General features: G+C 67.4%; 7 protein-coding genes and 1 pseudogene. 5 read left to right on the top strand and 3 right to left on the bottom strand.

Annotated elements, in window-relative coordinates; translation table 11 throughout:
• Window positions 1–545: 545 nt before the first annotated feature.
• Complete coding sequence (locus BLO63_RS20855; protein WP_091444793.1) at window positions 546–1,256, bottom strand: TetR/AcrR family transcriptional regulator; 711 nt, start codon at window positions 1,254–1,256, stop codon at window positions 546–548.
• Window positions 1,257–1,375: 119 nt separating this feature from the next.
• On the opposite strand from BLO63_RS20855, the gene BLO63_RS20850 reads away from it, so the two are divergent.
• From BLO63_RS20850 to BLO63_RS20835, 4 genes are read left to right on the top strand one after another with little or no spacing between them, the layout of a single operon-like run.
• Window positions 1,376–2,506, top strand: coding sequence for an efflux RND transporter periplasmic adaptor subunit (locus tag BLO63_RS20850; protein ID WP_091444790.1), 1,131 nt, complete (start codon window positions 1,376–1,378; stop codon window positions 2,504–2,506).
• Window positions 2,503–3,588, top strand: a complete 1,086-nt coding sequence (locus tag BLO63_RS20845; RefSeq protein WP_342028888.1) for an efflux RND transporter periplasmic adaptor subunit — start codon at window positions 2,503–2,505, stop codon at window positions 3,586–3,588. The genes BLO63_RS20850 and BLO63_RS20845 overlap by 4 nt, the downstream gene beginning before the upstream one ends.
• The gene (locus BLO63_RS20840) at window positions 3,585–6,686 is read left to right on the top strand and encodes an efflux RND transporter permease subunit (protein WP_091444789.1); all 3,102 of its coding nucleotides are present in this window, start codon (window positions 3,585–3,587) and stop codon (window positions 6,684–6,686) included. Before BLO63_RS20845 ends, BLO63_RS20840 begins: the two co-directional genes overlap by 4 nt.
• Window positions 6,687–6,733: 47 nt before the next feature.
• Window positions 6,734–6,937 carry a hypothetical protein gene (locus tag BLO63_RS20835; RefSeq protein ID WP_091444785.1) on the top strand — a complete coding sequence of 68 codons (204 nt, stop codon included), beginning with the start codon at window positions 6,734–6,736 and terminating at the stop codon, window positions 6,935–6,937.
• A 126-nt stretch (window positions 6,938–7,063) separates the two neighbouring features.
• Here the strand turns inward: BLO63_RS20835 and BLO63_RS20830 are convergent, their stop codons facing one another.
• Complete coding sequence (locus BLO63_RS20830; RefSeq protein ID WP_091444782.1) at window positions 7,064–8,233, bottom strand: MFS transporter; 1,170 nt, start codon at window positions 8,231–8,233, stop codon at window positions 7,064–7,066.
• Between the two features lie 15 nt (window positions 8,234–8,248).
• Window positions 8,249–9,283 (bottom strand): annotated as a pseudogene (locus BLO63_RS20825) (aldo/keto reductase).
• A gap of 104 nt (window positions 9,284–9,387) precedes the next feature.
• Between BLO63_RS20825 and BLO63_RS20820 the strand changes: the two are divergent.
• On the top strand, window positions 9,388–10,284 hold the full coding sequence (locus BLO63_RS20820) for a LysR family transcriptional regulator (RefSeq protein WP_091444780.1): 897 nt from the start codon (window positions 9,388–9,390) through the stop codon (window positions 10,282–10,284).
• Window positions 10,285–10,875 lie beyond the last annotated feature (591 nt).

Genomic DNA, 10,875 nt, shown 5'->3' with positions numbered 1-10,875 from the left:
CGCGAAGGCGCTCGGGCGAGGGCCGCCAGAGGCCGCCCGCCGCGCAACCGCGCCGCGCGCGACCCGAAACGCGCGCCTCCCGATGGCAAAAGCCATACCCCACGCGGCCGCCGCGGCTGCAGGGCCGGAGGCGTAGATCCGAACAAACCCGACGCCATGCCGCGATCGACCAAGGCGATTCGCACTCAACGTGCCCGCCGCAAGCCGACATCGCGCCGAATCGGGCCTCGCAGGAACATCCGTCAACGTCGCGGCCATGCCGATGCCGGCCCCACAGGGGCGAATCGCAGCTGCGAATCGCCCCTGCGTGGAGACCGCTCACGTCCCCCTTTGCTCCTCAGGCGAACCGGAACCCGCTTCCCGCGAATATGGTCTAAGGCTGGCGTCGTTTTCAGCCCGCAGAGCTTCTGGCCACGAGCCGATGCCAGATCAACCGGAACACGGTGAGCGGCAGGCGCCTGGTCGGGAGGAGAAAATCGGCACCGTCGTTGCCATCGTCGCCAAACTTCGGTGCCCGCGTGCCGTGGTGGAGGCCGCCGAGGCCTTCAGCCGGGCGACACAGGCGGGCGATAGCCCTTCAGGAAGACCGCAAGGCCGCTTTCGATCGTGGTCGTTACCCTGTCCGTCGTCAGCGTCTCGAGGCCAAGCAGGCCCGTCAGGGGAATGTCGACCGAAATGAGCTGCAGGAACTGTGCGGCGGCAAGCTCTGGGTCGGGGACAGAGAGGTCGCCCCTGGCGCTCGCATCGCGCAGGAAAAGCGCGATCCGGTCCTGAATCACTTTCGGTCCCGATTCGTAGAAAATACGTCCGAGCTCGGGAAACCTTGGTACCTGGGCGATGATGGTTCGATAGAAGGCCAGCGCGTCCGTCGTCGCGAACATGGTCATGAAATTCCGGGCGATCAGCCGCAGCGCTTCTTCGACGTCGTCCGATTCCGCCGCCGAACTCCAGATGGCGTGAGCCGTCTGTTCGCAATTCTCCCGAACGAGGGCCGAGAACACAGTCTCCTTGCTGGGAAAATAGACATAGAGGGTCGTCTTCGAAATCCCGGCGGCCTTGGCGATCGCGTCGGTGCTGACGGCATCATAGGGCAGCTCAAGAAACAGCGCATGCGCCGCCTCCAGCACCTGCCGCACCTTGGGGTTCTCCCGGTCGGGCAGGGCGGGGGTCTTGGCGCCCGGCGCTGTCCCCGAATCCGTACCGCCGCGGACTGTACCGGCCTCCGACGTGGCGATCTTCAAAGGGTGGCGAACCATGGCGGGCCCCCATGCGCAGAAAATGGACTGGACTGTTCAGTTCATCATTGACCGCGCCGGCAATATGCGTCAAGCGTAAAACTGAACTGAACTGACCAGTATAGCCAAGGCGGGTCCTCATGCGCGTGGGTCTTTCAAGCATAGCCGAGCCTACCAGGCGCCGGCGGCCGAACCGGGCGGGTGCTCTCGTCATCGGTCTCCTCGCGCTCGCCACGCTTGCCGGCTGCGGACCGGAGCAGGAGGCGGCACCGCGGGCACTGGAAAAGGTCAAGGCTCAGCCGGCGGCGTTCCAGCCGGTCGCCCGCACCGTGTCGCTGAGTGGAACGGTCGCTGCGCGGGTGGAGAGCAAGCTCTCCTTTCGCGTCGCTGGCCGTATCGCCGAACGCAAGGTGGATGTCGGCGACCATGTGAAGGCCGGCGACGTCCTGGCGACGATCGAGACGCCGGAGCAGGTCGCCGATGTGCAGGCCGCCAAGGCGACGCTGCAATCGGCCGAGGCGACGCTGGCGCAGGCGCAGAGCAGCTTCAAACGGCAGCAGCAGCTGATCGCGAGCGGCTTCACCACCCGCAGCAGCTACGATGCGGCCGAGGAACAGCTGCGCCGCGCCGAAAGCTCGGTGGAATCGGCCCGGGCGGATGTCGGCACCGCCGAGGAACAGCTCGCCCTGACCGTTCTGAAGGCAGACGCCGATGGCGTGATCACCGCCCGCGACGCCGAGACGGGACAGGTGGTCTCGGCGGCGCAAACGGTGTTCACGCTGGCGCAGGACGGGGCCCGCGACGTGGTGTTCGATGTCTATGAGGCCCTGCTCGCCGATGCGCCGCCGAGCGACAGGGTGGAAATCCGGCTGCTCTCCGACAGGAGCGTGGTCGCGACCGCCGTCGTGCGCGAGATTGCCCCGACCTTCGACACCGCGACCGGCACCGTGCGGGTGAAGATGTCGCTGATCGATCCGCCCGCCGCCATGGGCCTCGGCGCCGCCGTGCTCGGCAGCGGGTCGTGGGCCGGCAAGGATGTCGTCGTGCTGCCCTGGACGTCGCTTGCCGCCGGTGAGGCCGGCCCCGCGGTCTGGGTCATCGACCCCCAAACCAACGCCGTGACGCAACGCGCCATCACGGTGGAACGCTACAAGACGGGGGAAATCCTCGTCAGTGCCGGACTGAAGGAAGGCGAGCTGGTCGTGACCCATGGCGGTCAGTTCCTACGCGCGGGTCAAATTGTCTCCATCACATCGGGAGAGCCGTCATGATGGTTCGCCGCACGCTCATCGCCCTTGTCGGCATCGGCTCCCTCGTTGCGCTCAGTGGCTGCTCGGAGAACGAGGCGGCCCCGGCGCCCCCCGTCCGGCCCGTCTTGTCGATGCTGGTGGCGCCGCAGGGCGCCGAGACGATCCGCTTCACCGGCACGGTCCAGCCGCGCTTTTCGCGCGATCTTGGCTTCCGCGTGCTGGGCCGCGTGGTCTCGCGCGATGTTGATGTCGGTCAGACGGTTACGGCCGGACAGCTTCTCGCCTCGCTCGACCCGACGACGCTCACCCTTGCCGTGCGGCAGCTGGAGGCGGAGCTTGCCAAGGCCGAGGCCCAGCTCGTCTATGCGACCGCGACCCGCGACCGGAAGAAGGTGCTCGTCGCCCACAAGGTCGCCTCGCAGTCCGACCTCGATACGGCGGAAGAGTCGCTGGCGAGTGCCAATGCCGCCGTCACCCGCGCCCAAGCCGCCCTCGACAAGGCGCAGGAACAGCTGTCCTATACCCGCCTCCTGTCCGAGACCGATGGCATCGTCACCGCCACCAATGCCGAAGTGGGGCAGACGGTGAATGCCGGCCAGACCGTCATCACCGTCGCGCAGGCCGATATCCGCGAGGCCATGGTCGATGTTCCCGACGAGATGGCGCGGGCGATCAAGGTGGGTGACCCGTTCACCACCTCGCTGCAGGTCGAACCCGGCATCCATGCAGATGGACGCGTGCGCGAGATCGCGCCGCAGGCCGACGCCGCCACCCGGACACGGCGCATCCGCATCACGCTCGACGCGCCCCCGCCGACCTTCCGCATCGGCACGACCGTGGTCGCGTCGCCGCAGCAGATCACGCGGAACGCCATCGAGCTGCCGCGCTCGGCCCTGCTCACGGTCGATGACCACACCTTTGTCTGGGTCGTGGACGAGCAGGCGATGACCGTCTCGCGCCGGCCCGTGGAGGTCGCGGACGAGGTCGGCGAGACCGTCCGGATCACCCAAGGGGTCGAGGCCGGGACGCGGGTCGTGACCGCCGGGGTGAACAGCCTTTCCGACAACCAGAAGATCAAGATCGACCCGGAGATGGTCCCATGAACGGCTTCAACCTGTCGGATTGGGCGCTCCGCCACCGCTCGCTGGTCTGGTACTTCATGCTTATCGCGTCGGTTGCCGGCGCCATGGCCTATTTCAATCTCGGTCGTGAAGAAGATCCCAACTTCACCATCAAGACGATGCTCATCACCGCCACCTGGCCGGGGGCGACGATCGAGGACACCGCGACGCAGGTGACCGACCGGATCGAGCGCAAGCTCGAGGAGATCACCACCCTCGATTACACCAAGAGCCAGACGTCCCCGGGCCGGACTACGATCTTCCTCAACCTGCGCGACACAACGCAGGGGCGCGCGGTCAACGACACCTGGCTGCGGGTGCGCAACATCCTCACAGACCTCAAGGGCGAACTGCCCGAGGGCGTGCAGGGCCCGTTCTTCAACGATGATTTCGGCGACGTCTACGGCAATATCTACGCCTTCACCTCCGACGGCCTCAGCCAGCGCCAGCTGCGCGACTATGCGGAGGCGGCGCGGGCGCAGATCCTAACCGTGCCGAATGTCGGCAAGGTCAACCTGATCGGGGCGCAGGACGAGATCGTCTATCTCGAATTCTCCACCGCGCAGATGGCGGCGCTCGGCCTTTCCCAGCAGACCATCATCGATGCGTTGAGCGCCCAGAACGCCGTCGCTCCCTCCGGCACCGTCGAGGCGGCTGGCGAGCGGATCTCGGTGCGGACCAACGGGCAGTTCGCCTCGGAGAAGGACCTGAGCAAGGTCAATCTCTGGATCAATAACCGCTTCTTCCGCCTGTCTGACGTGGCGACCATCACCCGCGGCTATGCCGACCCGCCCAGCTCGCTGTTTCGCTACAACGGACAGCCAGCCATCGGCCTGGCCATCGGCATGAAGCCCGCCGCCAACCTGCTGCAGTTCGGTGAGGCGCTGTCCGAAGAGATGCGCCGGATCGAGGCCGAGCTGCCCGTCGGCGTCGGCGTGCATCTGGTCTCCGACCAGCCACAGGTGGTCGAGGAGGCGGTCGGCGGATTCACCAAGGCGCTGGGCGAGGCGGTCGCGATCGTCCTCGTCGTGTCCTTCATCAGCCTCGGCATGCGCGCCGGCCTCGTCGTCGCCCTGTCGATCCCGCTGGTGCTGGCGATCACCTTCGTGGTGATGGAATATCTCGGCATCTCGCTGCAGCGCATTTCGCTCGGCGCGCTCATCATCGCCCTCGGCCTGCTGGTGGACGACGCCATGATCGCCGTCGAGATGATGGTCTCACGGCTCGAAGTCGGGGATACGCTGGAGAAGGCGGCGACCCACGTCTACACCTCCACCGCCTTCCCCATGCTTACCGGCACGCTGGTCACGGTCGCCAGCTTCATTCCCGTCGGCCTGAACAACAGCAGCGCCGGCGAGTTCACCTTCACCCTGTTCGTCGTCATCGCGGTCTCGCTGATCGTCTCGTGGATTGTCGCCGTGGTGTTCACGCCGCTGCTCGGCGTCAGCCTGCTGCCGAAATCCATGAAGAAGCATCACGAGGAAGCGGGACGCTTCACCCGGCTGTTCCGGTGGGTCCTGCATGGCTGCGTGCGCTTCAAATGGCTGACCATCGCCGCCACCCTCGCGCTCTTCGCCGGCGCGATTGTCGGCATGGGGTTTGTGCAGCAGCAGTTCTTTCCCTCATCGGACCGACCGGAAGTCATTGTCGACTGGACGGCGCCGCAGAACACCTCGATCACCGAGACGCGGGCGCAGATGGACCGCTTCGAGGCGGCGCTGAAAGGCGACGACGACATCGCGTTCTGGTCCTCCTATGTCGGCGAGGGCGCCCAGCGTTTCCTGCTGTCCTATGACGTGCAGCCGGCGAGCCCGAATTTCGGGCAGATCGTCATCATGACCAAGGGGCTCGAACAGCGCGAACGCGTGATCAAGCGCCTCAAGGCGCTGGGCGAAAAAGAGTTCGTCGGCACCGACGTGTTCGTCCACCCGCTCGACATCGGGCCGCCGGTCGGGCGCCCGATCCAGTACCGGATCAGCGGACCGGATGTCGCGAAGGTGCGGGCCTATGCCCAGGAGGTCGCCGGCATTGTCGGCGCCAACGAAAACACCGATCGCGTCACCTATGACTGGATCGAGCCGGGACGGGTGGTGATGATCGATATCCTGCAGGACAAGGCGCGCCAGCTGGGCGTCACCTCGCAGGACGTGGCGACGGTGATGAACGGTGTCGTCGGTGGATCGACCGCCACCCAGATCCGCGATTCCATCTACCTGGTGGATGTGGTGAGCCGGGCCCGCTCCACCGAGCGCGCCTCGATCGAGACGCTGGAGAACCTGCAGATCCCGACCCAGAACGGGCGGTCCTTCCCGCTCGCGGCGATCGCGACGTTCCATTACGAGCTGGAGCAGCCGATCCTGTGGCGGCGCAACCGCATCCCGACCATCACGGTCAAGGCCGGCCTGGTGACATCGGTCCAGCCGGCGACCGTAGTCGACCAGATCAAGCCGCAGATCGACGCCTTCATCGCCAAGCTGCCCCCGGGCTACCATGTGGTCACCGGTGGTGCGGTCGAGGAGAGCGCCAAGGGCCAGGGCCCGATCCTCGCCATCGCGCCGTTCATGCTGATCACCATGGCGACGCTGCTGATGTTCCAGCTCCAGAGCTTCCAGCGCCTGTTCCTGGTGGTGGCCGTGGCGCCGCTCGGCCTGATCGGCGTGGTCGCCGCGCTGCTTCCTTCCGGCGCGCCGCTGGGCTTCGTTGCGATATTGGGCGTGCTGGCGCTAATCGGCATCCTGATCCGCAACTCCGTCATCCTGGTCGTTCAGATCGAGCACCTGATCGAGCAGGGACAGGACAAATGGCACGCCGTGCTGGAGGCGACCGAACACCGGATGCGGCCGATCATGCTGACCGCCGCAGCCGCCTCGCTCGCGTTGATCCCGATCTCGCGCGAGGTGTTCTGGGGGCCGATGGCCTATGCGATGATGGGTGGGATCATCGTCGGCACGGTACTGACGCTGTTGTTCCTGCCGGCGCTGTATGTCGCCTGGTTCCGCATCAAGGAGCGGGACGATGCGCAGGCCGAGGACGCTACGGACGCTGTACCCCTCCAAACTGTGGGCGATGGCGCCCGGTGAACAGGGCTGGCGCGAAACGGGGCGCGTCTGACGCGGCGCATGCGTGGGTGGGCGCGCGCCTGCACCTGCGCGACCTCGAGCGCGCTCATTGGCGCGTGCTTGAGGAACTGGCGCCGATCGAGGGCGGGGCGAGGGAGCCGCTGAAAGGCCTTTTGCGCACCTTCCTGTCGATCAATCTGCAGCCGGAACTGATCGCGCTGAAGCGTATGCAGGCCGCGTTGCGTCTCAACCCGGCGTCTTTGCCGGGTTGAGACAGGCTTTGGGCGAGGCGATGTCCGGCTGGCGGGCGCACGCCCGGGCGTCAATCGCCGATGAACACGAAGCAGACGTCACTGCGGATGCCCGGAAGGGCGGCGATGACATCGCTCATCCCCGGGTCAGGGCAGGCCGCAGACCATGACAGGCCGGCGGCGCCGCACAATCAGCAGCACCAGTGCAAGACCGGACGCCGAGGCCGCCGCACCGGCCAGGGCCACGGCAGGATAGCCCAACCCGCCGGCAATCACCGCACCGCCAAGGGCGGCGCCGATCGCGTTGCCGAGATTGAAGGCGCCGATATTCACCGCCGAGGCGAGGTTCGGCGCGTCCGAGGCGGCTTCCATCACCCGCATCTGCAGCGGCGGCACGAGGGCGAAGCTCGCCACGCCCCACAGGAAGATCACCACCACGGTCGGCACCGCCAAGGGCATCAGCGCCGCGAACGCGATCAGCAGCACCGTCAGCGCGGCCAAAGTGACGATCAGCGTGCGATCGACCGAGCGGTCGGCGAACCGTCCGCCCAGCCAGTTGCCGACCGTGAGGCCAACGCCATAGGTCACCAGCATCGAGGTGACGAAGCCGATGGAGGCCGCGGTCTCCTGCTGCAGGATCGGCGCGATATAGGTGAAGACGGTGAACATCGCGGTGGAGCTGATGACGGTCAGCGCGAGCGCCAGCAGCACCGGCCCGCGGCCGAGCACCTTCAGCTCCGACGCCATGTCCCCGCCGGCATCGGCCGCCACCTTCGGCAGCGTCAGGCGCAGCGCCGCCATCGCGATGATCCCGAGCACCGCGATGCCCCAGAATGCCGCGCGCCAGCCGACAAGGTCGCCGGCCCAGGTCGCCAGCGGCACGCCGACGACGTTGGCGATGGTGAGGCCCATGAACATCGCCGCCACCGCCCCGGCGCGCCGGTTCTCCGGCACCAGGCTGGCCGCAACGATGGAGCCGACACCGAAAAAGGCGCCATGGTTGAGCGAGGTGATCAGCCGCGCCGCCAGCAGCATCTCATAGCTGGTCGACAGCGCCGCTATCAGGTTGCCGAGGGTGAAGATCGCCATCAGGCCGATCAGCAGGGCGCGGCGCGGCACCCGGCCGGTGGTGAGCGTCATCAGCGGCGCGCCCAGCATGACGCCGATGGCATAGGCGCTGATCAGCAGGCCGGCGCTCGGGATCGAGACGCCGAGATCGCTGGCGATGACCGGCAGCAGGCCCATGGGCGCGAACTCGGTCACGCCGATGCCGAAGGCGCCGGCAGCCAGCGCCAGAAGCGGAGGATTCAGTTTCATGTCGAGGCTTCCGGTTCAGACCAGCGGCGGGTTCAGGCGGGCGAACCCTTCCTGCTGGCGATAGGGCGTGTGGGGATAGGGCGGCAGGACATCGCTGGCGGCATCCAGCGCCGCCCTCTGCGCCGGCGTGAGCGACCAGCCGACGGCACCGAGGTTTTGCCGAAGCTGCTCCTCATTGCGCGCGCCGATGATGACGGAGGCGACGGTCGGGCGCTGCAGCAGCCAGTTGATCGCGATCTGCGGCACCGTCTTGCCGGTTTCCCCGGCGATGGCCTCCAGCGCATCGACCACGCGGTAGAGATGCGCGTCCTCGACCGGCGGGGCGAAGGCGGCGGTCTCGTGCAGGCGGCTGCCCTGCGGGATCGGCGCGCCCCGGCGGATCCTGCCGGTCAGCCGGCCCCAGCCCAGCGGGCTCCACACCAGCGCGCCGACGCCCTGGTCCGCCCCGAGCGGCATCAGGTCGGCCTCCTAGGCGCGGCCGATCAGCGAGTAATAGACCTGATGCGCCACGAAGCGCGGGCGCCCGTCGCGATCCGCCGCCGCCAGCGCCTTCATCAGCTGCCAGCCGGGATAGTTGGAAACGCCGGTGTAGCGGACCTTGCCGGAAGCGACGAGGGTTTCCAGCGTGGCAAGCAGCTCCTCGGCCGGTGTCGAGGCGTCGAAGGCGTGCAGCTGCAACAGGTCGATATAATCCGTGCCGAGCCGACGCAGCGCGGCCTCCACCTGCCGGATCAGCCGACTGCGGGAGACGCCCCAGTCGCCGGGGCCGTCGCCGGTCGGCAGTCCGGTCTTGGTGGAGATCAGCAACGCGTCGCGGCGCCCCTTGATGGCCTCGCCGAGCACCCGCTCCGAGGCGCCGTCGGAATAGACGTCCGCCGTGTCGAACAGGTTGACCCCGGCCTCCAGGCAGATGTCGACCAGACGCCGCGCCTCGGTGGCGTCGCTCTGGCCCCAGGCGCCAAACAGCGGCCCGGCGCCGCCGAACGTCCCCGCACCGAAACTCAAAACGGGAACCCGAAGTCCCGAAGATCCCAACTGCCTGTATTCCACCATGGCCTCCAGAGGTGAGAAGATATTTCCCTGCACAGATGGACGATCGCCAACCGACGCAGTAGGGCTGTTTCGAGCCAAGCATTTTTGAATTGAGCGCAAGGATGGGAAGCGAAGGTACAGATCGCGCGCGCGAGCTGGAGGTGTTCTCGGCCATTGCGCGCACCGGCAGCTTCTCCGCCGCCGGCCGCGCGCTGGGCCTCACCCCCTCGGCGGTCAGCCGGACCATCGATCGCATCGAGGCGCGTCTCGGGGTGCGGCTGCTGATCCGCACCACGCGGGCGCTGACCCTCACTGCGGAGGGGCTGAGCTATCTCGGTGCTGCACGGCGCATTCTCGCCGATCTCGACGAGGCCGAGCGCGTCATCGCCGACCAGGGCGCCCCGCGCGGAAGGCTGCGGGTCAGTGCGGCCTTTTCGCATGGCCGCCTGTGCATCGTTCCCCTGCTCGGCGATTTCGTCCGCCGCTACCCGCACATTCTCATCGATATCAGCCTGACCGACGCCGTGGTCGACGTCGCGGCGGGGCAGGCGGATGTGGCGATACGGTTCGGGCCGCTGGCCGACAGCGCGCTGACGGCACGGCGGCTCGGCGAAACCGGGCGCTCCATCGTGGCCTCGCCCTCATATCTCCTACGGCATGGCACGCCCGAGGTGCCCGAAGACCTGCTCCACCACAATTGCCTGAATTTCAATTTCCGCCGCGCCGAGCCGTTATGGCCGTTCCGCCGCGACGGGCGGGACTACGCGCTGGCCGTGACCGGAACCATCGAGGCCAATAATGGCGAGACGCTGGGTCAGCTTGCGGCAGCCGGGGTTGGAATCGCCCGTGTGGGCAATTTCGGCGTCGTCGACGACCTGGCGGCCGGCCGGCTGGTGCCGCTGCTGGAGGCGTTCAATCCCGGGGATGTCGAGCCGATCCATGCCGTCTTCGTCGGCGGCGCCAACATGCCCGCCCGGGTGCGCGTCTTTGTCGACTTTCTCGCCGAAGCCCTGCGCTGACAGCACCGGGAGCGGCCGCGCATCCGGCAGGCGAGGCCGCTCGTGGTCCGGCAACGACCGGCCCGATCGCCGCCATCTGGCGAAGGAGGCCTCCATGGCGCCGGCGGTTGGCGTCGGCGTCGCACGTCGGTAGCCCGGGGAGGGCGCGAAAGAGGCGGCATCGTCTCGGAGGGGTGCTTCGGCGCTCGAAAACGGCGGCTGCAAAAGGTGGCGGAAAGCCCTGAGAGGGTTGGCTTCCAGGGGGTTGGGCACCCCGCCAGAGGCGCAAAAGACCCGCTGGCCGAGCCCTGGAGGGGCGCGAAGGCGCCGGAAAAATCGCCCGGAATTTTGCTGCCAATGGCGACCTGGCACCCGGGGAAAGCGGGTATTGTCCGGCGGCTGTGGATAATTTAAACTCATAAAAACAACGCGCTAGGGCCAAACCGCAGGCCGACCGGCCGGGTTCGGACGCCTGTCATCTTTCTGAATTGATAGGTGTTGACATGCGGACCGGGTGGCCCCTATAAAGCGCCCATCGACGCGGCGCCACCGCAACGGCGGGTTTGGCGCTCCTCTGAAGCACCCCACTTTGGTGAGGCTGCGGCGGCCGGT

Source organism: Ancylobacter rudongensis (assembly GCF_900100155.1).
GTDB classification, from domain to species: Bacteria; Pseudomonadota; Alphaproteobacteria; order Rhizobiales; family Xanthobacteraceae; genus Ancylobacter; species Ancylobacter rudongensis.
The sequence above is the reverse complement of the archived record's forward strand: the minus strand, read 5'-3'. Positions and strand labels throughout refer to the sequence as shown.

Excerpts from the sequence above, each read along its gene's own strand:
- BLO63_RS20840 (WP_091444789.1), top strand. The coding sequence starts at position 3,585 with ATGAACGGCTTCAACCTGTCGGATTGGGCGCTCCGCCACCGCTCGCTG.
- BLO63_RS20845 (WP_342028888.1), top strand. The coding sequence starts at position 2,503 with ATGATGGTTCGCCGCACGCTCATCGCCCTTGTCGGCATCGGCTCCCTC.
- BLO63_RS20830 (WP_091444782.1), bottom strand. The coding sequence starts at position 8,233 with ATGAAACTGAATCCTCCGCTTCTGGCGCTGGCTGCCGGCGCCTTCGGC.
- BLO63_RS20855 (WP_091444793.1), bottom strand. The coding sequence starts at position 1,256 with ATGGTTCGCCACCCTTTGAAGATCGCCACGTCGGAGGCCGGTACAGTC.
- BLO63_RS20820 (WP_091444780.1), top strand. The coding sequence starts at position 9,388 with ATGGGAAGCGAAGGTACAGATCGCGCGCGCGAGCTGGAGGTGTTCTCG.
- BLO63_RS20850 (WP_091444790.1), top strand. The coding sequence starts at position 1,376 with ATGCGCGTGGGTCTTTCAAGCATAGCCGAGCCTACCAGGCGCCGGCGG.